Below are 22,585 nucleotides of genomic sequence, written 5' to 3'. Positions count from 1 at the left end.
GTAGCCTGCGCGGCAGTGTGCTCCGACTGACATCAACGGCCCTGAACGCGGGCGGACAACGGCGGCGCCAGCCGAAGTGTCGGGCAGTCACGGGAGCCCGTTTTGGGAGGTCGCCCCAGTCTGCGATCGAACTCCCAAAGCGGTGCTCACCCTACGGCGAGTTCAAAGCGAGGAAGAGAAGCCGCGAGAGAAGCCGGCGGACTGGTCGAGGTGAAACGGTGAGCCTGCACGCGTGGGAATCCAACCCTGCCGTAGGGCGGCACCGATGGCGTCGGCGACGTCGGAGGGCGGTACCGGACTGCCCGGGCGGCCGACCCAATTGCCAGTGTGAGGCCGATTCGTGGTGACGACGAGAGTCGTCCCAGGGTGCTCCGCATGCTCCACGGCGTAAGTGCACGGCGACCAGCAGAGAGCCTGGCAGTAGGTGGGCCTGCGCCGCAGCCGCCAGCGGTAGGTCGTTCCGTCGACAACTATGCCTCGTGATCCCTTGCGTCCCAGTGCCATGCCTCTCCCTCGATGCCAGGATGCTAGCGCGCCTAGCACATAGACGATCGGGCCGTCTCCGGGCCGTCCGAGGTCGCCCAACGCCAACCAACAACGACAGAAGCCCACGGCATCTGAGCACCCATGAGGGCCGGGCTTGTCAAGCGCGCAGGGGTCCCTGACCTCGTGTTTTAGACGTGGGAGTCAGTCCGAGGGCGTTGGATATTCCTGGCGTGAAGTTGTGGCCGGCGACTGGTCGTTCGCGTTTGGCTTGGCTCCCGGGATGACCTGGTCGGCGTGGGGTTCACATGCACCCATTCGGCGTCTGGCCGGCGTGGTCGGCGTCATGACCGTGGTCCGGGGGCCGGGGCTGCTCAGTCAGGTCATCGAGCGCGGCGTGGCCGTCTCATGCAAAAGATGCGAGCTCACCCCGGAGTCTGCGGGCGACCGGTGCGCAAGGGCTTCATCGCGCGGTTCGTTTCCTGCGCTGTGGCTGCGCTTCGGCGGCCTGCAGGAGGTGGTAAGCGCGGGTGAGAAGCTTGCGGGCGATGGCGGTGGTGGCGATCTTCTTGCCGCGGCGGGCGCTGATGGCGTGGTAGGCGTCGGCGAAGTCCGGGTGGCGCTTGGCGGTCTGTGCGGCCTCGCACAGGATCCGCCGCAGCCAGGCGTCTCCCTGCTTGGAGATGTGGCCGTGCCGGACGGTGAGGTCCGAGCCGCGCACGGTCGGGGTGAGTCCGGCCCAGGCGGCGAGCTTGCGGGCGGAGGGAAAGCGGGTGACGTCGCCGACCTCGGCCAGGATCACCAGCGCAGTGAGCGGGCCCACCCCCGGCAGGGCGGTGAGGAGTTTGACCCGGGGGTCGCCGCGGGCGTGCGCGGCGAGCTGCACGTCCAGGGCGTTGATCGGATCTGCAGTGCGTCCATCAGCTGCAGCAGGTCGTCGACCACGTGGCGGGAGGCGTCCGGCAGCTCGAGCGAGGCGAGCCAGACCCGCCCTGGTCCGGTGAAGACTGAGCCGGCCCGGTCGTGGCCGAGATCCGCGAGTATGGCGTGGACCCGGTTGCGCAGCAGTGTCCGCAGGCGTACCAGCTGGAAGCGGTGGCGCAGCAGAGCCCGCTGCTGGCGCACCTCCAACGGCGCGATCCACGCCTCCGGCAGGAGGTCCGCACGCAGCAGTCGGCCCAGCGTGGCTGCGTCGACTTTGTCGTTCTTGAGCCTGGCGGAGGCGATGGCCTTGCATTGCAGCGGATGCACCAGATGCGGCTGGTAGCCGTAGTCCTCCAGCAGTTCCACCAGCCAGCCCCAGCCATAGGCGGCCTCGAACGCGACCGGAGTACCGATCGGCAGGTCCCCGATCACGCCCAGGACCGGCCCGACCCCGTTGGGCACGTTCCGATTGATCCGGACGGTGCCGTCCTGGTCGAGGACCGCGATCTGCGAACGCTTGCGGTGCACATCGATACCGACGTAGACAGACATTGAGGGCCTCCTTCCCGAGCCCGTCGATACCCGGGACGATAGGCATCGCCCGGCTGAGCACGGAAGGGGGCCCGGCCCTCATAGGGTCAGGTCAGAGCCGTGGACTTCTTCCGTCTCGCTGGTCAGCGAGACCGGCGATCAGCAGACCGGCTACTGAGGGCTGCCCCTATGGTCCGGAGACAGCGTGTCGAATGGGTGTCGAAGTTGGCGGGCAATGAGTCGCCAAGCCGCATGAACGCCCAGGTCATCGGCCCACCACGAGCGAACAGAAGGTGCGCCTTCTAAGCGCTTGGCCGCAGGTTCGAGTCCTGCCGGGGGCGCCTGTGACAGCCCTCCCCAGTGGGAGGGCTTTTCGCTGGTCAGGCCGGGTTTCACCGTGCACGACGAAGCCCCGGGCGCTCCCCCGACGATCATGAGAAGGCTCCGGGGCTGTCCGGCTGTCACCGGGTTTTCGCGGGTGGCCGTGTCGCATACGTGTCGAGGTTCTCGGCCGGGACGGTCAGCCGACGTCCGGAAGCTCCGGGAGATCCCCCGCGGCTTCGAGCCGCCTCTTGAGGTCGGGAAGCTGCCCCGTGCCGGTCCACTGCTTGCCGACCTCCGGCGTCGCCGCGTGGATCCGAGGTTCACTCCACTGGTCCTCGGCGCAAGGAGCGTGCAACGTCACATCTTTCACCCGAATGGCCACTGCTTCCTCGGGACGCGGACCGCAGTAGTACAACGTGGCGAAAAACGCGTGCAGGCGCCTGCCTCCGGGCGGCCGGCGCCGGATCCAGTCGAGGAGGGCCGCGGCCTGGTCCGGACTTGGGGAGGGGGGTGGCCCGCAAGATGCGTCGCCGTATCGCATGCTTCATGACGGCTCCCGTTCAGGAACGACGCTGGATCGTTGGGCGCGTCCCGCTTTACGGTGGCGCCATGAGCGATCACTCGGAAGCGCCTGTCGCGCCCGTCGAGGCCTATGAACCGCCCTACTACGTGGCTGTCTTCACTACGGTGCGAACCCAGGACCAGAGCGGCTACAGCGAGACCAACGCACGCATGGAAGACCTGGTGAAGGACGTCCCCGGGTTCCTGGGGATGGACCACGCGCAGACTCCTGGCGGGCTGGGCATCACCGTCGGGTACTTCCGCGACGCCGACGCCCTCACTCAGTGGCGGAGCAACGCCGAGCACCGCGCGGCGCAGAAGCGCGGGCAAGCCGAGTGGTACCAGAGCTACACGCTGCATGTGGCGAAAGTGGAGCGGAGCCACGGGTTCACACGAGCGTAGGTCCCGCAGAGCCCGGCAGCGGGCTGACCAACCCAAGGGCAAGGTTCTCACGGGGAGGCCCCCGGGCTGTCCGGCTGTCACCGGGCCCTCAGGTCCTCCTGGGCCAGGTTCGCCGTCATCTGACGGGTCAGCACACGGCCCTGTCCGGAGGCGTCGACCACGAAGCGGCCGGTGGCCCGACGGGGCTCACCGTCCTGCGTGTACGCCACCCCAGTCACCCTGCCGGTCTCGTCGCGCGGGATCTCGGTGACCTGGGCCGCCTCGTGGACCGTGGCGCCGAGCTTCCGGGCGTTGTCGAGCAGGAGTTGGTCGAACTCGCTCCTGGTGACGTGCCAGACGTGGGTGAAGTGGCTGCCCGTCGCGGAGAAGGCCGCCAGGCCCAGTTGGAGGCCGACGGAGAGCATCACGAGCTCCGTCAGGCCGCGGGTGTTCATCAGGATGGCGAGCACGGCCGCCGAACGGGCCGGCAGGCGGCCGAGCCGTGCGGCGGCGTAGGTGCCCCCGTCGCTCGACCAGGACCTGTACTCGATCATGGTGGTGATGGCCCTGGTCACCACTGCCATGACCGGCCCGCTCCGCACCCTCCTCGAACGCCGCCGGCAGGGCGCCTGCGCAGCCGGTCGAAAGTCGCCTCCGCAGTAGGCGGTCTCCCATTCCTGCATTCCGGATTCAGATCGTCGGCGCAATGGCCGAATGCGCCCGTCGTGAAATCTTCACTCGTGGCGAGATCGCCGCGTATTCGACGTCTCGCCCTCCCATGGAATACAAAGACTGGTCACAGCACCGGCAAATCCACCCCACAGTCGCCATTCGTCGGGTTCGAAGACAGGAACGACACCCGGATTCGGCACCCCACGGATCATCGGGGCAGCTCAGCGGCGTGCACGTTCGAAGACGTCGGGCCGCCACCCTCGACCCCTTGATCCTTACTCTTTCCATTACACATTTCCGCAGGCGCTTCGCACAGCCACGCCACGCAATTTGCGAGGAGTTCCACCCGGTTACTTGAGCGTCACATCGGGCACATCGATGCACTGTTCCTTCAAACAAAATCCTCCTGGCCTCCCTGGAGTCAAGGATGCGGCGTAGGTAAAGTCCGCTGAAATTTGAAGGAAAACATCCGCACGCACCGGCTTACGGCCCGCGGCCATCTGAGCGCGCAAGTCAGCAAGTCCGTGCTCAGGGATGGTGATTGGCCTGGAGCCCGCGAAGTTGTCAGCAATGCCCCCGCCCGCTCGGTTGCGCACCGCCGCCGCGCGCCTCCTCCTGCCCGCAGTGCTCGCCCTGTCGTTCGCCGCTCAGGCAGTGGGTGCCCTCCTCCCCGGCGTTCCCCTGCTCGTGGCCTCCACCGGTGCCGGACTGGCGGCGGACATGGCCCTGCACCGGTGGCAGCGGAACGTGACCACCGCCCTCGGGAAGCTGCACGCGACCGTGACCGTGCGCCAAGTCCTCCGGGACCTTCTGCTGGTGACCGGCCTGATCCGCATCAGCGACGAGGACTACGAGACGAAATACCTGGCTCTGGTCTGCGGCCTGCTGCTCTTCTACACCCTGCATTTCGCGTCCCAGGCGCTTGCGATCCTCGTACGCCGCACCCGCACCCTGCCCGTGGTGACCCGGAACATCGACGCCTCGCCACTGCTGCTGAGCCCCGCTCCCCCGGCGCTGCTGACGCAGCGCTCCGGGCAGCGGCTCCTCGCGTTCGGTCTGCCCTCGGCGGCCGGACTGCTGGCCGCGGCGGTGGGCGGCTCGGTCTGGTGGGCCGTCGCGGGAATCGCCCTGTCCGCCGCCCTCGCCCTGGTGGCCATCGGCATACTGCTGCTGCGGCTGCTCCCGGGACGCAGGCCGGTGACGAGCGAGCAGGCGCTGGAGTGGTTCGACGCCTGGCTCGCGGAGTACCGGCCGACGGTGGGCATGTACTTCTCCGGCGGCACGAGCTCGGCCTATCAGGCGGACATGTGGCTGGAGCCGCTGGCCCGGCTGGAGGGCCGCCCGCTGATCGTGCTGCGTGAGCGCTACATGGTGAACCAGATCGCGTCCACCGACATCCCGATCGTGTGTCTGCCGAAGGTCGCCGACCTGATGAGGCTGGAGCACTCGACCCTGACGGTGATGATCCACCCCTCGAACTCCGGGAAGACCTCACAGGTGTTGCGCATCCCCACCATCAAGCACGCGTTCGTCAACCGCGGCGAGAGCGACAAGCCGTCCAGCTGCAATCCGTATGCGAAGGCGTACGACGAGGTGTGGGTGGCCGGTCCCGCGGCACGCGAGCGGTACGCCCTGGCGCACGTGGGTGTCGACGACGGCGACGTCGTGGAGATCGGACGCCCGCAGCTGGACGCGATCGAGCCGTACGCCGGTGCGCCCGTGGGCCCGTACACCACGGTTCTCTACGCCCCCACGTGGGAGGGGTGGGACGGCAACCCGGGGAACACCTCGGTCGTCGAGGCCGGCGAGAACATCGTCCGCGCCCTCCTGGCCGACCCGGGGGTCCGGCTCCTGTACAAACCGCACCCGCTGACCGGCTCGGTCGATCCCCGGGCGGCAACCGCGAACGCCCGGATCCAGGGGATGATCCGCGCCGCGAACATCCTCCGTGCCGCGGAACACGCCGATGAGCGGCCAACGCCCTCCGCGGCGGCGGAGCTGGCCCGGCGGACCGCCGAACTCGACCGGCTGACCACGTCCTCGTTCCGGGCGAGCGCGGACAACGCGGAGCGGATGCTGTTCCAGACGGTCCCGGAATCCGGTCGGGCCGCGGCCGTGGCCGCCGCGACCGCCGCCTGGGAGACCGCGTACTGGGCCTCGTTCCCCGCGGGGGAGCATCACATCATCACCGAGGCGCGGCCGACCGTCTACGCCTGCTTCAACGTGGCCGACCTGCTGGTCAGCGATGTCTCCAGCGTCATATCCGACTATCTGGCGAGCGAGAAGCCGTACGCCGTCGCCAACACCGGCGGCCTTCCGGAGCAGGACTTCCGCGACACCTTCCCCACCGTCCGGGCAGGCGCCGTCCTCACTCCGGACGCCTCCGCCGTACCGGCCCTGCTGGAGTCCGTGCGCCACCCCGAGAAGGACACCCACGCCGAGGCCCGCGCCGAGCTCAAGCGGCACCTGCTGGGCCCGAGCGATCCGCCGTCCGCCGTCCGCTTCAACGAGGCGGCCCGCGCGCTGTGCGCGGTGACCGGCGGACACCGCGCGGGTGCGGCGGTGCGCACGCTCGGCGCCATCCCGGCACAGCGGGACACCAGGTCACCCCTGGACAGCAACCACGTCAGGCGCTGATGCCGCAGGTGTACGCCGGTGCCGCCCGTGGGGCGGACATCCCCGCGGACAAGAACCCGGTGCCCGGCGGGCCGGGGGCGGTCAGGGTCATGTCACAGCGTGCCGTCGTCCCACTGGTCGAGCAGCTCGTCGCCCCCGAGGCCGTCGGCCGGCCCCGCCCCGCCGTGCAGGGGCTGCTCGGTCCAGATGACCTTGCCGGTGGGGGTGTACCGGGTTCCCCAGCGCTCGGCGTACCGGGCTACCAGGAACAGACCGCGTCCGCCCTCGTCCGTCGTCGCCGCGTACCGCAGGTGGGGCGAGGTGCTGCTGCCGTCGGAGACCTCGCTGATCAGCTTGCGGTCGCGCAGCAGGCGGACGTGGATGGGGGCACTGCCGTAGCGGATGGCGTTGGTGACCAGTTCGCTGAGGACGAGTTCGGTGGTGAAGCTCGCGGCCTCCAGACCCCAGTCCTTCAGCTGCCGGGCGACGTCGGCGCGGACGCGGGAGACGGCCGCGGGATCGGCCGGCACGTCCCAGTCGGCGACCAGATCGGGATCGAGTACGCGGGTACGGGCCACCAGCAGGGCGATGTCGTCGATGGCGTGGTCCGGGGGAAGGGCGTCGAGCACCGCCCGGCAGGTCTGCTCCGGGGGCCGGTCGGGATGGGCCAGCGCGGCACGCAGGAGTTCGAGGCCGGTGCCGATGTCTCGTTCGCTGTCCTGGACGAGCCCGTCCGTGTAGAGGACCAGCTGGCTCCCCTCGGGCAGCCGCAGTTCGGTGGCCTCGAAGGGCAGGCCGCCCAGGCCGAGGGGCGGTCCCGCGGGCAGGTCGGCGAAGGCCACGCTGCCGTCCGGGCCGACGAGTGCGGGCGGCGGGTGGCCGGCCCTGGCCAGGGAGCAGGTGCCCGAGGACGGGTCGTAGACGGCGTACAGGCAGGTGGCCCCCGCGAGCCCCTCCTCACCGCCCGCGGCCGCGCCGTCCCGGTCGAGCCGGGCCACCAGGTCGTCCAGGCGGGCCAGCAGCTCGTCCGGGGCGAGGTCCAGGGAGGAGAAGTTGTGCACAGCGGTGCGCAGCCGTCCCATGGTGGCCGCCGCGTGCAGCCCGTGTCCCACCACGTCGCCGACCACCAGGGCCACCCGGGCACCGGACAGTTCGATCACGTCGAACCAGTCCCCGCCCACCCCCGCCTGGGCCGGCAGATAGCGGTAGGCCACCTCCAGGGCGCTGTATTCGGGCAGGCCACGGGGCAGCAGGCTGCGTTGCAGGGTGACCGCCATGGTGTGCTCGCGGGTGTAGCGGCGGGCGTTGTCGAGGGCGACGGCGGCCCGGGCGGCCAGTTCCTCGGCGAACGGTACGTCCTCCGCGTCGAAGGCCTCCTCCCGGCAGCGCCAGAAGTCCACCACCCCCAGTACCGTGCCGCGGGCGCGCAGCGGCACCGCGATCAGGGAGTGGAAGCCGCGCTCCAGGACGCGCCGCGCGCGATCGGGATCCGCCACCTGCCACTCCCGGGCTTGCGTCAGCTCCGTCTCGAGCACCCCTCGGCCGCTCTCCACGCACCGGGCCTGCGGTGAGCCGGGCGCGAAACTGAGCCGTCGGCCCACCTCCACCAGCGGCTGGTACCCGGGGCGGCCCCGCACCGCGGCCCGGCGCACCTCGCCGCTGATCGCCCCGGTCGGCTCCTGGCCGCGCAGGACCTCCTCGACCAGTTCGACGGTGACGACGTCGGCGAAGCGGGGAACGGCCACGTCCGCCAGTTCCTGCGCGGTGCGCGACACGTCCAGGGTGGTGCCGATCTTCATGCCCGCGTCGTAGAGGAGTTTCAGGCGCTCGCGCGCCACCTCGGCGCGTCCCGACAGCGCCCGCAGTTCCGTGGTGTCCCTGAGCGTCACCACACTCCCCTCGTACCCGCCGTACGGGGCGGTGGGCCGCTTGTTGACCGCGAGGAGGCGGTCGGCCGTGAGGTGGACCTCGTCGCTGGCCGTGCGCTCCGACGTCAGCAGTTCGGCGATTCCGGCGTCCAGGGGCAGGTCGGTGACCTTGTGCCCCTCCGCGTCCGGCGGCAGATCCAGCAGCCGCAGCGCCTCGTCGTTGGCGAGCAGCAGCTGGCCGTCGCCCCCGACGATCAGCACGCCCTCGCGCACCGCGTGCAGCACGGCGTCGTGGTGGTCGTACATCCGCGTCATCTCGGCGGGTCCCAGGCCGTGGGTCTGGCGCAGCAGCCGCCGGCTCACCAGCGCCGTGCCGGCCGCGGCCAGGACCAGCGCCCCGGCCGCCGTCCCCAGCAGGACCGGAAGCTGCCGGCCCGCCATGGTCTCCACCTTCTGGACCGTGATCGCGACCGCGACGGTGCCGACGGCCCCGCCGCCCGGCTTGATGACGGGGACGTACGAAACCACCGAGCGTCCCTGGGTGGTCTGGAGGGTCTGGGTGACGGGGGAGGGCGGCGGCCTGCGGACGCCGAGGACCGGTTTGCCGATGAAGGCCGGGTTGGGGTGGGTGTAGCGGATCCCGTCCTTCGAGTAGATGACGACGAGGTCGACGTCGGTCTCCTTCATGATCTTGTGCGCGACGGGCTGCAGCACCTTGCTGGGGTTGGGGCCGGTCATGGCCTTCAGCGTGTCCGGCGCGTACGCCAGCGTCTCGGCGATGCCCAGGGAGCGTTCCCGGGCGTCCTTGGTGCTGTCGTCCCCGGCCTGGAGCACGAGGGCGACCAGTGCCGCGGCGACGATCAGTACCGCGATGACCACTTGCAGCAGGAACACCTGGCCCGCGACGGTGCGCGGCCTGAACAGTGACCGCAGCCGCCCCGTGGGCGGCGTCGGCGAGTTGTCGCGCCCGCCGCGCCGGAGGGATCGACGGGATTGTGCGATCACTCCTCCATTTTGCTCCCTGTGTCCCGGTCGGCATTCCGGCAAGGGCATGATGGAGCGCACCATGGCAGGCAATACGACGGACGAGATCCCCGACAACGGCGCGGCCGGCTCCGGGCGCGGTATGACCGTGCTGCGCAACGGCATCGGGGTGCTGCGCACCTTCAGCGTCGACGAGCCCGAGCTGGGCGTCACCGAGATCGCCACCCGGGTCGGACTGCACAAGTCCACCGTGTCCCGCATCCTCGCCACGCTGGAGCAGGACGGTCTGGTCGAGCGCGACCCGGGCTCCCGGCGGTTCCGGCTGGGGCTCGGCGTGATCGCGATGGCGGGTCCGCTGCTGGCCGACCTCGATGTGCGCCGGGCGGCGTATCCGGTGCTCCAGGAGCTGAGTCACCGCACCGGGGAGACCGCGGCGCTGCTGGTGTGGAACGGCGCCGAGGCGGTCTGCGTGGAGCAGGTGGCGAGCCGGCACGAGGTCAAGCACAGCACTCCGCTGGGGACCCGGTACCAGACGGCGGCGAGTTCCTCGGTGCAGGTGTTCCTCAGCCGGCTGCCCTCCGAGCGCGTACGGGCCCTGGTCACCAGCGGGGCCGTGGTCCACCCCGGGCTCAGCGACGCCGCGGTCGACGCCTATCTGCTCCGCCTCGCGGAGAGCGCCGAGCGCGGCTACGCCGTCAACTACGGCGAGACCTCGGTGGAGGAAGTGGGCGTCGCCGCCCCGGTCTTCGACCACCGCGGCGAGGCGGTCGCCTCGGTCCTGGTCTCCGCGCCCCGGTTCCGGGTCTCCCCCGAAGGGCTTCCTGTGCTGGGCGAGACGGTGCGCGAGTCCGCCGCCCAGGTCACCGCGCGCCTCGGCGGACGCCGGCCCACGTCGGACGGCTGACGTCCCCGTTGCCGCTACAGGCCGGGACCGGCCGTCAGGTCGGCTCCCGGGGCGGTGCGCAGTACGGGGGCGAGGACGGACAGCTCCGGCTGCTTCAGGGCGGGCAGTTCGCCGGGGTTCGGGGCGGTCAGGGGGGCGTCCAGGGAGAGGCCCGGGGTCAGGGTCCGCACGTCGGAGGCGGGCAGGCCGACGCCGACGTGGTCGAAGCCGTCGTCGAGGGTGTGGGCCAGCGGGGCGCGCAGCTCCGCGCCGGGCAGCCCGCCGTCGACCGGCAGCCGTGGCACGGCGCGCTCGGGCAGGAGCCGTCCCTGGACGAAGCGCGGGGGCTCCGGCACGCCCGCCGCGGGCAGCGGCAGCTGTCCGCCGACCTCGGGCAGTTCCGTGCCGAGGGCCGCCTCCGCGCCCTCCAGCGGGACGGGGACGGGAACCGTGCCGGCCGCGGCGGCGGGGGTCGCTGCCGCGCCCATGGCTGCGGCGACGCCCGTGATGAGGGCGGCGAGGGTTCCTCGAGTGGTCGACTTCATGTCAGGTACGGTCCCTTTCCGGGTTCGGGGCTCGACGTCCGTACCGCCCAACGATCCTGACGCCACCATCAGCACGGGCTTCCCCCGAGTGCCGCAGTAGTACGACGGGTCCGGCCGGTACGGAGGCGCCGAGACCACGCCTCACGCGGCTCAGCGCTGCAGCGCCAGGCCGCCGAGGAGCGGCTTGGGGGCGTTCAGGGTCTGGGTGGCGCCGTTCACCGTGTGGAGCAGCGAGTCCTGGTTCTCGGTGTTGAGGGCGTTGGACTGGTGCTGGAGCGGCATGACGTCGACGGGGCCCTTGGTGAGCGTGTTCACGGCGCCGTTGAGGCTGTTGGGCGTGAGGTCGGCGGCACTCTGGGCGAACGCGGGCACGGCGGCGCCGGTGAGGGCCAGGGATCCGGCGAGGACGGCGGCAGCCTTCAGGGACTTCATCGTCGTGTTCCTTTCTTCGGCGACGTCGGTCACCGCGGGGGATTGCGTCGCCCTGCCCAACGAGCCCCGGCCGGACCGGAAACCCCGGCGGCCCGAATTCGCCGCGTTCTGATACGGGATCTGCGACACGGGGGATCTGCTACGCGTCCGGCCGCCGTCCCACGGAGGAACCGGGGACGGCGGCCGGACGGAGGAACGCGCGCGGATGTCAGCCGTTGACGCAGGCGTTGCCGAACGTCGGGTTCAGCACGCCGATGACGTCGATGGTGTTGCCGCAGACGTTGACCGGGACGTGCACGGGAAGCTGGATGACGTTGCCCGACAGCACGCCCGGGGAGTTGGCGGCGCCGCCGGTCGCGCCGCTGCTGGCGGCGGCGATGCCGGCACCACCGGCGACGGCCGCGGCGGCGACGGAGGTAAGGACCAGGCCCTTGGCGATACGCGACATGGAGAAGTGCTCCTTGGGTTGACGCAAAAACACCCGGGCGGGGATGCCCGGCGTTGTGTCAACGCGTGGCAGTCCCGCGAGTTGTGCCGCCAAAGGGGTGATCTCAAAGTCTCCGCGCACACGGCGAGCCGGTCCACGCCCCGCCTCCGGGAGCGCACCACTACGGGGTGCCGGCCGGGGGCGGGGACGGTCCATGACCGGGTGCCGGCCGGGGGCGGGGCGAGCCAGGACCGGAAGCAGGCCAGAACCGAGTGGCGGACCAGGACCGGAGGCAGGCAGGGACCAGGGGCAAGTCAGCACCGGAGGCAGGCCAGGACCGGGGCGGCCGGTGACTTGGGGCAGGCCACAGCCAGCGGCGAACCAGGACCGGAAACGGGCCGGGACCGGGAGCGAGCCAGGGCCAGCGGCGGGCCAGAACCGGAAGCGAATCAGGACCGGGGCGGACCAGGACCGGAAGCCGGCCAGGACCAGCAGCGGTCGGGGGCCGGGGACCGACCAGCGCCGGAGGCGAGGCAGGGCCGGCGGCGGGCCATACCGGAAGCAGGCCCGGACGGGAGGCGGGCCGGGGCTGGGAGCGGGCCGGGGCTGGGAGCGGGCGACGACCAGCGGCGAACCAGGACCAGCAGCAGACACAGGACCAGCAGCGGTCGGGGGCCGGGGGCCGACCAGCGCCGGAGGCGAGGCAGGACCGGCGGCGGGCCAGGACGCGGGGCCGAGACTGGCGGTCGGCCGGCCGCGGGCGGCCGCTCCGGGCGTCGGCGACACAAGTGCGCCCGGACGCCAGGCAGGCGAGCGCGTGGCCGTCGGCAGGACGAACGCGACGGCCGGCAGGAAGACGCGCCCGCCGGTCCCAGCCAGACAAGCCCGTCGGCCTTCAGGAGGACAAGCGCGAACCCACCCGGTGCCAGAAGGGCGAGTGCGACGCCCGGCAAGAAGATGAGCCCTGAGCCCGCCGGCGGTCAGCAAGACGCGCACGCCTGCCGGCGGGAAGGCGAGCCCACCGGCCGTCAGGAGGGCAAACCCGCCTGCCGGCAGGAAGGCGAGCGCGACCGACGTCGGCACAACGGGCGCGCCTGTCGTCAGGGAAGACAAGAACGGGTGCCGGACAGCATGTCCGGCACCCGTGGGGGCCGCTTGGCCGGCCCGGGGATCCCGCCCTAGCGGTGCGTCGCCGCCCGGCCGCGGCGGTAGAGGATCACGCCGCCGGCGATCAGGGCCGCGCTGGCGGCCGAGGACGCCAGCAGGGCGCCCGTGCCGGTCTCGGCCAGCTGCGGGGCCGCGTCAGGCGTGGCGTTCTCGAGGACCGCCGGAGCCGGCAGGGTCTGGGCACGCTGCGGCTCGGCCACCGCCTCGTCCACCACGCGCGGCGGGGTGTCCGTGCTCGACGTGCCGGAGTCCGGCGTGGGCGTGGACACGGGAGGCAGCGTCGTGGAGCCGTCGTCGGTCGACGGCGTGACACTGGGTGGTGCCGGCACCGTCACCGGCGGGGCCGCCAGTGAGCCGTTGCCGCAGCTGTTGCCGAACGCCGGGTTGAGCACCGCCACCACGTCCACGGTGTTGCCGCAGACGTTCACCGGCACCGAGACCGGTGCCTGGATGGTGTTCCCGGACAGCACGCCGGGCGAGTTGGACGCGGCGCCGTCGGCCTGCGAGTCGGCCAGGGCGGAGCTGCCGCACAGTGTCAGCAAACTCGTCGCGGCGGCGGCCGCGAACACTCCCCTGCTCAGAGTCTGTCGCAATCTCGTTGTCTTCCTGCTTGCAGCCGCTCGGTCGATGCGGCTTGAAGAAGTGGGAAGGCCGGCCTTGGGCGGGAGATCGATGTCCAAGGCCGGCCGTGACACAGCCGGTACGGCTGGGTGCGCCGGACGGTCAGCCGTTGGCGCAGGTGTTGCCGAACGTCGGGTTCAGCAGCGCGATGACGTTGACGGTGTTGCCGCAGGCGTTGACCGGAACGTGCACGGGAACCTGGATGACGTTGCCCGAGAGCACACCCGGGGAGTTCGCGGCGGTACCCGTGGCCCCGGAGTCGGCGAAGGCGGGGCCGGCCATGCCCAGGGCCACGAGGGCGCCGGTGACGACAGCAACGCTCTTCTTCATGAAATGTTCCCTTCTTGGGGACGAGGCCCCGATGACGGTCAGAAACCGATTGAACACAACCGATACGGTCGTGATGCTGAACGAGGAACAGCCGTAATGGGAAAATGCGGAACGTGAGTCGCCGAGCACTTCACTCGATTGACCCTCGCGACCATACGATTCACCCTCGACTGCATTGCCGGAAAGAGTTCTTCGGAAAGGCACGGGCAGTCCTCGGCCGAATCGGCGAGGGGCCATGGGCCACCTGACCCGGCTCAGCTCCCGGTATTGGCGGAGAGAGTCGACAGGTTGTCCAGGAGGTGCGAGAGCGAGGCGTCCCGCGTGGCCCAAGTGGAGGTGTCCGAACACTGCTGGTTCTGCTGGTCCGAGTTGACGGCCCGCAGCACGCCGGCGCTGGTGTCGCCCGTGCCGAGGCACAGCTTGTCGAGCGTCCCCCGGGTCAGCGAGAACAGCGGACTCGAAGTGCCCGACAGAAGCGGCGGCCGCCGCGGCGACCTCTGCCTTCTTGAGCACTGCGCGTTCCTTTCCTCGTAGCGACGCAAGTCCTACGCCCTCATCAACCCGGAGCCGCATGTTTGGTTGCGGGGGTTCACCCGCTTGGACGCCACCGCATTCAAAACTCCGGAAAATCACGGAGTCCAAAAAACACACAAGCAGTCCGCGCCGCCGACCGGCGGGGTGAAGGGGAGAAACCAGGGTGTGGCCGCGCAGTTGACCAGAGCACTCCGGTGTGACGGGCTTCCTCGGAAAGCCAAGTGGCCGAGGTCCGGAACATGCCGGTTCTGCCGATCCTGCCGGACCGGCAGAACCGGCAGAACCGGCAGTGCGACAACGTCTGCGGTTAGGACACCACGTCCTTGCGGGCGAACCCGCGGAAGGCCAGGGCGAACAGCACCAGCGCGTAGCTGACGGAGACCGCCGTGCCCTGGATCATCCCGGACCACTCGGGGTGCGGCTGCACAGCGTCGGCCCAGGCGTACTGCCAGTGCGCCGGCAGGAAGTCGCGCCAGTGCCCGAGGGCCGTGACGGCGTCCAGGACGTTGCCCACGATGGTCAGGCCGACCGCCCCGCCCACGGCGCCGAGCGGCGCGTCCGTCCTGGTGGACAGCCAGAACGCCAGCGCCGCGGTGACCAGTTGCGACACGAAGATGTACGCCACGACCACCAGCAGCCGCCGCGCCGCCGTCCCCGCGTCCAGCGCGCCGCCGGTGGGGATCTCCAGCGGGCCCCAGCCGTAGGCGGCCGTGCCGACGGCGAGCGCCACCAGCGGCAGCAGCAGCATCGCCGCCAGGCTGAGCCCGAGTCCGACGACGAGCTTGGACCACAGCAGCCGGGCCCGCGGCACGGGCGCGGCGAGCAGGTAGCGCAGGGAGGACCAGCTCGCCTCCGAGGCCACCGTGTCCCCGCAGAACAGCGCCACCGGGATCACCAGCAGGAAGCCCGCCGAGACGAACAGGTTCACCGCGGCGAAGTTGGCCCCGGACGCGGTGGCCGTGTCCATCAGCGTCACCCGGCCGCTGCGGCCGCCCGGACCGCCGCCGATCGCGAAGGCGACGGCCAGCACGAAGGGCAGCGCGGCCAGGATGCCGCCCATGACGAGCGTGCGGCGCCGCTTGAACTGCCGCACCAGCTCCACCCTCAGGGGCAGGGTGCGGCCCGCCCGGTAACCGGAGGCGACCTCGGTGCTCTCGGCGAGCGTGCTCATGCGGAACCTCCGATCAGGGTGAGGAAGGCGTCTTCGAGCCGGCGGTGGGGGCCGACCGAGACGACGGGCACCTCCAGCCGCACCAGCTCCACGACCAGGTCCCGCGCCGTGCCGCCGGTCTCCAGCCGGACCAGGAGGCCGTCCTCGGTCCGCAGTGCCGAGGCGACGCCCGGCAGGGCGGACACCTTCTCCACGACCGGGTCCTCCACCGGGGTGGCGGTGCCGACCAGCAGGGTGTCCCCGGAGCCGACGATCTCGCCGACCGGACCCGCCTGCACCAGCCGCCCCCGGTCCATCACGACCAGGTGCGTGCAGGACTGTTCGACCTCCGAGAGCAGATGACTGGAGACGATCACCGTGCGGCCGCCGGCCGCGTAACGGATCATCACCTCGCGCATCTCGCGGATCTGGGGCGGGTCGAGGCCGTTGGTCGGCTCGTCCAGGATCAGCAGGTCCGGCAGGCCCAGCATGGCCTGCGCGATCGCCAGGCGCTGGCGCATGCCCTGCGAGTAGGTGCGTACCGCGCGGGCCAGCGCGTCGCCGAGGCCGGCGATCCGGAGGGCCTCGTCCAGGTGCGCGTCCTCGGCCGGGCGGCCGGTGGCCCGCCAGTACAGCTCCAGGTTCTCCCGGCCGGACAGATGGGGCAGGAAGCCGGCGCCCTCGACGAAGGCGCCGACCCGCGACAGCACGGGCGCTCCGGGCCGGACGGCGTGGCCGAAGACGCGGATCTCGCCGGCGTCCGGCTGGATCAGGCCCATCAGCATGCGCAGGGTGGTCGTCTTGCCCGCGCCGTTCGGCCCGAGCAGGCCGAGGACCTGGCCCTTGTCCACCTGGAACGACAGGTCTCGTACCGCGTACCGGTCCGCCGACCTCGCGTACCGCTTGCTCAGGCCCGTGATCCGCAGCGGGACGTCGGCCGACTCCGGGTCGGGAGCGGGCGCGGCGGTGCGGCGGCGGGAGGTCAGCAGCAGGGCGAGCGCGACCGCCGCGCCGGCCGCCGGCAGCCACCACACCCAGCCGGGCAGCGGGGCCGCCGCGGTGGTCACGCCCGGCGCGGTCGGCACCTTCAGGTCGCTCTTCAGGCCGACGGTGTACGTCGCGGGGGCGGCCGGTGAGGCGTAGCCGAGGTCGGTGGAGGCGAGCACCAGGCGGAGCCGGTGGCCCTTCTGCACCTCGTGGTCGATCGCCGGGAGGGTGAGGGTGACGTCCTTGCCGGCCTTGGCGCCCTCGACACGCACGGGGGCCACCAGTTGGGCGGGCAGCACCGGCTGCTCCTTGCCCGGTCCGACGTCGTACAGCTTGGCGAAGAGCACCGCGTCGTCGGTGGTCGAGGTGACGTGGACGGTCACCGTGGGCGAGCCGGTGATACGCAGGCCGCCGCCGAGCGGCGCGGAGTCGAACCGCGCGTACTGGCCGGGGAAGTCGAGGGACACCCCGACGCCGAGCGAGGACAGCTGGGCCAGACCGCCGGAGCCGCCGAGGCCCGGCAGGGAGGACACGGCGGGCGGGTTGGCTCCGGCGGGGTTCTCGAAGCGCCGCTCGCCTCCGCGCAGGGCGATGGACCGCTGCCCGCCCTCCAGCCCCGGATACGCGCTGCCGCTCGCGCCCCGCAGCAGGGCCCGGCCGTCGGTGGAGTCGACCCCGCCGGTGCGGGTGATGCGGAAGGCGGGGCCCGTGCCGGCGTTCTTGTCGCCCTTGAGGTACCGGTCGAACCAGTTCTGCACGCGTGCCTGGACCCGGCCGGTCTCCATGTCGCCGCCGTCGTGGCCCCCCGCGATCCAGTCGACGTCGACCGGGGCGCCGTTCGCTCGGATCGCCCTGGCGGCGGCGTCGGCCTGGCCGAGCGGGAAGAGGGAGTCGGTCTGGCCCTGCACCAGCAGGGTCGGCACCTTGATGCGGTCGGCGACGGCGGACGGCGAGCGCTCCTGGAGCAGTGCGCGCGCCTCCGCGTCCGGCTTGCCCGACTCGGCGACCCGCTCGTACATCCGGCACAGCGCGGGCTCGAACTTGGCGCATCCGCCGCCGGAGTTGATGAAGGCGCCCGCCCACAACTTCTTGAAGACGCCGCCCGGGAAGAGCGCGTCCGCGAGGTTCCAGTAGGTGATCGCCGGGGCGATGGCGTCCACCCTGCGGTCGTGTCCGGCGGCGAGCAGGGAGATCGCTCCGCCGTAGGAGGCTCCGGCCACGCCCACGCGCGGGTCGCCGGGCCCGTCGAGCCGCACCTCGGGCTGCCGCGCGAGCCAGTCGATCAGCTTGGAGACGTCGGCGACCTCGCCCTCGGGGTCGTTCAGCCCGATCTTGCCGGTGGATCCGCCGAAGCCGCGCGCCGACCAGGTCAGCACCGCGTATCCGTCCCTGGCGAGGTCCTGCGCCTGCCGCCGTACGTCGTCCTTGCTGCCTCCGAAGCCGTGCCCGAGCAGGACGGCGGGGTGGCGGCCGGACGTGGCCGGGGTGAAGTACGAGGTGTCGATCCGCACCCCGTCGCCCGTGGTCATCATCCGGTCGGTGCGGTGCACCGGGGGCGGGTCGTCGGAGGCGATCGCCGTCCATGTGCCGGCACCGGCCAGGACGACGACGGTGGCCCCGGCGGCCAGCAGGCGCCGGGGCCACCGCGGCAGCCCGCGCAATCCGGGCAGTCGAAGATCCATGTCCTCCACGGTACGGGCCGCCACCGGCAACCGAAGCCGCCGCCGGACCGAACCTCGGCACCTACTCGGGGAGTACGGGGCCGCCGTGGCGTACCGCGGACGCGGTACGCCGCCCGTCGTCCTACGGCTGGGTGTCCTCCGGGATCGACACCAGCCAGCGGGTGTCGCGGCGAGGGCGGAGGTAGAAGGCCCAGTAGAGGGTGGCGACCGCCATGATGCCGCCGGTCCACAGCAGGTAGGTGATCTCCTGCCGGCTGAGGATGTAGGCGAGGAACGCGATGAGCAGCACGGGCACGGTCGGCCACAGCGGCATCCGCCAGGCGGCCGTGTGCTTGTGGGAGCCGCGGCGGGACAGCAGCGCGGCGACCGCGACGAGCAGGTACATGCCGGTCACCGAGACGCCCGTGACGCCGTACAGGGTGTCCAGGTTGACGAAGCACAGCAGCGCGCCGGGGACGCCGACCGCGAGGGTGGCGACCCAGGGGGAGCCGAAGCGGCCGAGCCGGGAGAAGACGTTGTTCACCGCCGAGGGCCAGGCCTTGTCGCGGGCGGAGGCGAACAGCACACGGGAGTTCTGGATGACCATGACGATGCCGGCGTTGATGATCGCCAGGGCCACGCAGAGGCTGACGAAGGTGCCGACCGCGGAGTTGGACCAGGCGATCACCATCGAGCTCAGGTTGCCGTCGGTCAGCTCCTTGATGTCCGAGGCGCCCATGGTGATGGCGACGACCGGCACAAGGATGATCACGGAGGAGATGGCGAGGGTGGCGAGCACCGTGCGGGCGACGTTGCGGCGCGGGTTCTCCAGCTCCTCGGAGAGGTAGACGGCGGTGGAGAAGCCCTGGGTGGCGAAGAGCGCGATGGCGAGCCCGGAGACGACGAGCATGGCCGTCACGGCGTCCGTGTGCCCGTCCGCGCCGGCCACCTGCATGGAGACCAGGCTGCCGACGCCCCGGTGGCTGTGCGCGAAGCCCAGCAGCGCGACCACGCCCGCCGCGATGACCTCCAGGACCAGGAAGATGCCGGTGATCCAGGCGTTGGCACGCAGGTCCAGCAGACCGGCGAGGGTGGCCAGCAGCATCACCCCGGCGCCGGTCCAGGCCGGGTCGAGGTGCACGATCGGCGCCAGGTAGTCCGCGGTGCCCATCGCGATCACCGGTGGGACGATCATGACGACGAGCAGGGACAGCACGAAGACCAGCCAGCCCGCCAGCCGCCCGGCCATGGTCGAGACCATGGCGTACTCGCCGCCCGCGCTGGGGATGAGGGTGCCCAGCTCCGAGTAGCAGAACGCCACGGCGACGCACAGCAGGGAGCCGATGGCGATGGTGAGGGCGGTGGCGGTGCCGAGCGTGCCGAGAAGGTCGGGCACGACCACGAACAGCGTGGAGGCGGGGGTCACGCACGAGAGGGTGAGGAGGGTGCCGCCGACGACCCCGATGGAGCGCTTGAGCTTGGTGGGGCTGTCCGTCGCCTCCGTGGGACTGCCGGCCACTTCGGGGACGGCGTTCTCGACAGAGCGGAGCATGTCGGTCATGCAGCGGTTCCGATCGACTTGTGCAACAGGTGAGGGGGCCGGGGAGCGCGCTATCGCCTCCGGCGGTTCGCGGTCGTAAGCACTCTCGTCCGCTCCCGGCCCGGATATCGAACATCAACGAAAACCGCTGAGTCAATGGCCGTTAACCTACGGAATTCGCGGCGAAACGGCGATCTACAACTGATTCACTCGTCGAACGGCCCATTGTTCGGGCCCTTACGGGCGTGCGGGAACCGTAGCGCGCACCCGAAAAAAGATGAGGCCGTCCGCATAGCGGACGGCCTCGTCATCGCCTGCGGCGACGGTCGGGGGTCAGTGGTTGCGCGGGAACCCGAGGTCCACGCCCGCCGGGGCCTCGGACGGGTCCGGCCAGCGGGTGGTGACGACCTTGCCGCGCGTGTAGAAGTGCGTGCCGTCGTTGCCGTAGATGTGGTGGTCGCCGAAGAGCGAGTCCTTCCAGCCACCGAAGGAGTGGTAGCCCACCGGCACCGGGATCGGCACGTTGACGCCGACCATGCCGGCCTCGATCTCCAGCTGGAAGCGGCGGGCGGCGCCGCCGTCGCGGGTGAAGATCGCGGTGCCGTTGCCGAACGGCGAGGCGTTGATGAGCGCCACGCCCTCGTCGTAGCTGTCCACGCGCAGCACGCACAGCACCGGGCCGAAGATCTCGTCCTGGTAGGCCTTGGCGCTGGTCGGCACCCTGTCCAGCAGCGAGATGCCGACCCAGTGGCCGTTCTCGAAGCCCTCGACCGTGTAGCCGGTGCCGTCCAGGACGACCTCGGCGCCCTCGCCCGCGGCGTTCTCCACGTACGTGGCCACCTTGTCGCGGTGCGCCTTGGTGATCAGCGGGCCCATCTCGGAGGACGGGTCGCTGCCCGGACCGATCTTGATCTTCTCGGCGCGCTCGCGGATCTTCTCCACCAGCTCGTCGCCGATCGCGCCGACCGCGACGACGGCCGAGATGGCCATGCAGCGCTCGCCCGCCGAGCCGTACGCGGCCGAGACGGCGGCGTCGGCGGCCGCGTCCAGGTCGGCGTCCGGCAGCACCAGCATGTGGTTCTTGGCGCCGCCGAGGGCCTGCACGCGCTTGCCGTTCGCGGAGGCGGTGGTGTGGATGTAGCGCGCGATCGGGGTGGAGCCGACGAAGGAGACCGCCTTGACGTCGGGGTGCTCCAGGAGGCGGTCCACGGCCACCTTGTCGCCGTGGACGACGTTGAAGACGCCGTCGGGCAGCCCGGCCTCGGCCAGCAGCTCGGCGATCTTCAGGGACGCCGACGGGTCCTTCTCGCTCGGCTTCAGCACGAAGGTGTTGCCGCACGCGATGGCGATGGGGAACATCCACATCGGGACCATCGCCGGGAAGTTGAACGGCGTGATGCCGGCGACCACGCCGAGCGGCTGCCGGATCGCGGCCACGTCGACGCGGGTGGCGACCTGGGTGGACAGCTCACCCTTGAGCTGGACGTTGATGCCGCAGGCCAGGTCGACGATCTCCAGGCCGCGCGCGACCTCGCCGAGCGCGTCGGAGTGCACCTTGCCGTGCTCGGCGGTGATCAGCTCGGCGATCTCGTCGCGGTGCGCGTCCAGCAGCGCGCGGAACTTGAACAGGATCGAGGTCCGCTGGGCCAGCGAGGACTGGCCCCAGGTCAGGTACGCGTCCTTGGCGGCGGCGACCGCGGCGTCCACCTCCTCCACGGAGGCGAACGCGACCTTCGTGGTGACCTCGCCGGTCGCCGGGTCCGTGACCGGCCCGTACGTCCCCGAGGCGCCTTCGACGGTCTTCCCGCCGATCCAGTGGTTGACGATCTTCGTCATGCCCGGTTACTCCTTCACAGATGGCGGCGACGGGTCGAAACGTGCCGTTCGTTGAGCTCGTGTGCCGTGACCGGCGACGGGCGCGTCGCGGTCCCGGCCACAGGTACATCCCACCAGGCACGCGCCCAGGACGCGCCCGACACTGTGTCTGCGGTTTCCGTCTCCACGTAGACACATGTGGGAGTGTCCGCCGCACGCGCCCCGCTGAGGACGGCATGCGGATTCCGCGGTCCGGCGGAGTGCGGGCGGCCGCCGCCCCGCGGTGGGTTGTCGGGACCTCCGGCGCGGGGCCGTAGCGGGCGGGGAGTCGACGCTCGCACTTCGCTCCTGCCAGGGCGAAGCGGCCTCCCGCGCCGGAGGCGTTCTGTGCCGGAGGCGTACCGTGCCCGGGCGCCACGGGGCGCGTGCGGGTCTGCACCCGGCGTGCCTCGCCGCCCGGGTGGGGAAACTCCTGGCCGGACGGGCCGTCCCGGGCGCGCCGGCGAGTACGGCCCCGCGGTGATCAGGTCGCACGCCATCGGCTGCCCTCGGCTTCCCTTCGCCTCGACTCCCCCGGTTCCCCCGGTTCTAGTGCCGGGCACGGACCCCTGTCAATGGTTTGTCCGGACATACGGACGACAGGGTCCGCCATCCGGTCGCGTAAACCCCCGGGCAGGTAGGTCTCTTGCTTCAGCTCTGTCACAAAAACCTCCGCCGTGTCACGCATGTCGCGGGTACGCGGCCCCCCGGTCACACCCGGCCGACAGCCGCTTGCCGGTGCGCACTCCGGGTCGTTCACCGATCACAGGCTTGGAGATCGCCAGCGCGGCGCCCGGCTCCCCCGACGGCCTCTCCGGCCGCCGCCGTGGTGCGCGCGGGGAGGTGCACGTCATGACCGACCGAAGGCTCTGGTCGTACAAGGAGATCGCGGCGCACATCCGGGTGCAGCCGGACACCGTCCGGTCCTACCGCAAGCACGGCCTGCTGCCGCCACCCGACCACGTGGAGAGCGGCAGGCCCTACTGGTACGCCGACACCGTCCGCGCCTGGGTCGCCGCCCGGCCCGGCAACCGCGGCCGCAGAGCCGACTGAAACGCCGCCGGGCCGCGGGCCCGGCCCCCTCGACCGACGGTGCCCCACGCGAGGTGG

18 protein-coding genes and 3 pseudogenes are annotated in these 22,585 nt (G+C 71.4%); 4 read left to right on the top strand and 17 right to left on the bottom strand.

The genetic code is table 11. The features are described 5' to 3' along the window. Positions 1-162: 162 nt before the first annotated feature. The 3 genes from TNCT6_RS40970 to TNCT6_RS20310 all read right to left on the bottom strand — a co-directional run bounded on the left by TNCT6_RS40970 (position 163) and on the right by TNCT6_RS20310 (position 1,959). Positions 163-504, bottom strand: coding sequence for a hypothetical protein (locus TNCT6_RS40970; protein WP_141360746.1), 342 nt, complete (start codon positions 502-504; stop codon positions 163-165). A 442-nt stretch (positions 505-946) separates the two neighbouring features. Then, a complete protein-coding gene (locus TNCT6_RS39975; RefSeq protein ID WP_172632964.1) occupies positions 947-1,306 on the bottom strand; it encodes a transposase in 360 nt (119 codons plus the stop codon). Continuing rightward, entirely contained in the window at positions 1,282-1,959 is a 678-nt protein-coding gene (locus TNCT6_RS20310; RefSeq protein WP_141360742.1) for a transposase, read from the bottom strand. The genes TNCT6_RS39975 and TNCT6_RS20310 overlap by 25 nt, the downstream gene beginning before the upstream one ends. Positions 1,960-2,871: 912 nt before the next feature. On the opposite strand from TNCT6_RS20310, the gene TNCT6_RS20300 reads away from it, so the two are divergent. Beyond that, positions 2,872-3,225, top strand: coding sequence for an antibiotic biosynthesis monooxygenase (locus TNCT6_RS20300; protein ID WP_141360740.1), 354 nt, complete (start codon positions 2,872-2,874; stop codon positions 3,223-3,225). 77 nt (positions 3,226-3,302) lie between these two features. On the opposite strand, the gene TNCT6_RS20295 is transcribed toward TNCT6_RS20300, so the two are convergent. Together TNCT6_RS20295 and TNCT6_RS40965 are read right to left on the bottom strand one after the other, a co-directional pair. Continuing rightward, positions 3,303-3,602, bottom strand: coding sequence for an NAD(P)/FAD-dependent oxidoreductase (locus tag TNCT6_RS20295; RefSeq protein WP_373996242.1), 300 nt, complete (start codon positions 3,600-3,602; stop codon positions 3,303-3,305). Beyond that, a pseudogene (locus TNCT6_RS40965) lies at positions 3,600-3,725 on the bottom strand (cation/H(+) antiporter); the annotation flags it as partial. The gene TNCT6_RS20295 and the pseudogene TNCT6_RS40965, both read right to left, overlap by 3 nt. Before the next feature lie 721 nt (positions 3,726-4,446). Between TNCT6_RS40965 and TNCT6_RS20290 the strand changes: the two are divergent. Next, positions 4,447-6,513, top strand: a complete 2,067-nt coding sequence (locus TNCT6_RS20290) for a hypothetical protein (protein WP_141360738.1) — start codon at positions 4,447-4,449, stop codon at positions 6,511-6,513. 92 nt (positions 6,514-6,605) lie between these two features. On the opposite strand, the gene TNCT6_RS20285 is transcribed toward TNCT6_RS20290, so the two are convergent. Then, positions 6,606-9,413 (bottom strand): SpoIIE family protein phosphatase, encoded by a 2,808-nt coding sequence (locus tag TNCT6_RS20285; RefSeq protein WP_141366641.1) that lies wholly within the window; start codon positions 9,411-9,413, stop codon positions 6,606-6,608. 13 nt (positions 9,414-9,426) lie between these two features. Here TNCT6_RS20285 and TNCT6_RS20280 point away from each other — a divergent pair, with 13 nt between their 5' ends. After that, positions 9,427-10,248 carry an IclR family transcriptional regulator gene (locus TNCT6_RS20280; RefSeq protein WP_141360736.1) on the top strand — a complete coding sequence of 274 codons (822 nt, stop codon included), beginning with the start codon at positions 9,427-9,429 and terminating at the stop codon, positions 10,246-10,248. Between the two features lie 14 nt (positions 10,249-10,262). On the opposite strand, the gene TNCT6_RS20275 is transcribed toward TNCT6_RS20280, so the two are convergent. The 11 genes and pseudogenes from TNCT6_RS20275 to TNCT6_RS40955 form a co-directional block, all read right to left on the bottom strand. Further along, a complete protein-coding gene (locus tag TNCT6_RS20275) occupies positions 10,263-10,772 on the bottom strand; it encodes a hypothetical protein (RefSeq protein WP_141360734.1) in 510 nt (169 codons plus the stop codon). A 150-nt stretch (positions 10,773-10,922) separates the two neighbouring features. Next, complete coding sequence (locus TNCT6_RS20270; RefSeq protein ID WP_141360732.1) at positions 10,923-11,204, bottom strand: hypothetical protein; 282 nt, start codon at positions 11,202-11,204, stop codon at positions 10,923-10,925. 208 nt (positions 11,205-11,412) lie between these two features. Further along, positions 11,413-11,652 carry a chaplin gene (locus TNCT6_RS20265; RefSeq protein ID WP_172632962.1) on the bottom strand — a complete coding sequence of 80 codons (240 nt, stop codon included), beginning with the start codon at positions 11,650-11,652 and terminating at the stop codon, positions 11,413-11,415. Positions 11,653-12,809: 1,157 nt separating this feature from the next. Beyond that, positions 12,810-13,391, bottom strand: coding sequence for a chaplin (locus TNCT6_RS20260; protein WP_253266166.1), 582 nt, complete (start codon positions 13,389-13,391; stop codon positions 12,810-12,812). Between the two features lie 130 nt (positions 13,392-13,521). Beyond that, the gene (locus TNCT6_RS20255) at positions 13,522-13,749 is read right to left on the bottom strand and encodes a chaplin (protein ID WP_141360730.1); all 228 of its coding nucleotides are present in this window, start codon (positions 13,747-13,749) and stop codon (positions 13,522-13,524) included. 841 nt (positions 13,750-14,590) lie between these two features. Then, positions 14,591-15,454, bottom strand: a complete 864-nt coding sequence (locus TNCT6_RS20245) for an ABC transporter permease (RefSeq protein WP_141360727.1) — start codon at positions 15,452-15,454, stop codon at positions 14,591-14,593. After that, on the bottom strand, positions 15,451-18,102 hold the full coding sequence (locus TNCT6_RS20240; RefSeq protein WP_172632961.1) for a CocE/NonD family hydrolase: 2,652 nt from the start codon (positions 18,100-18,102) through the stop codon (positions 15,451-15,453). The genes TNCT6_RS20245 and TNCT6_RS20240 overlap by 4 nt, the downstream gene beginning before the upstream one ends. Positions 18,103-18,223: 121 nt before the next feature. Further along, the gene (locus TNCT6_RS20235) at positions 18,224-19,642 is read right to left on the bottom strand and encodes an APC family permease (protein ID WP_141360725.1); all 1,419 of its coding nucleotides are present in this window, start codon (positions 19,640-19,642) and stop codon (positions 18,224-18,226) included. A gap of 312 nt (positions 19,643-19,954) precedes the next feature. Next, a complete protein-coding gene (mmsA, locus tag TNCT6_RS20230) occupies positions 19,955-21,457 on the bottom strand; it encodes a CoA-acylating methylmalonate-semialdehyde dehydrogenase (RefSeq protein ID WP_141360723.1) in 1,503 nt (500 codons plus the stop codon). A 14-nt stretch (positions 21,458-21,471) separates the two neighbouring features. Continuing rightward, positions 21,472-21,666, bottom strand: a pseudogene (locus TNCT6_RS40960) (3D-(3,5/4)-trihydroxycyclohexane-1,2-dione acylhydrolase (decyclizing)); the annotation flags it as partial. Positions 21,667-21,710: 44 nt separating this feature from the next. Beyond that, a pseudogene (locus TNCT6_RS40955) lies at positions 21,711-21,827 on the bottom strand (5-deoxy-glucuronate isomerase); the annotation flags it as partial. 500 nt (positions 21,828-22,327) lie between these two features. Between TNCT6_RS40955 and TNCT6_RS20215 the strand changes: the two are divergent. Further along, on the top strand, positions 22,328-22,528 hold the full coding sequence (locus TNCT6_RS20215) for an AlpA family transcriptional regulator (protein WP_141360721.1): 201 nt from the start codon (positions 22,328-22,330) through the stop codon (positions 22,526-22,528). Positions 22,529-22,585: the final 57 nt, after the last annotated feature.

The sequence above is a fragment of the Streptomyces sp. 6-11-2 genome (assembly GCF_006540305.1).
In the GTDB taxonomy this organism is placed as follows: Bacteria; Actinomycetota; Actinomycetes; order Streptomycetales; family Streptomycetaceae; genus Streptomyces.
Note: the sequence above shows the minus strand (reverse complement) of the source record. Positions and strands in the feature narration are given on the sequence as shown.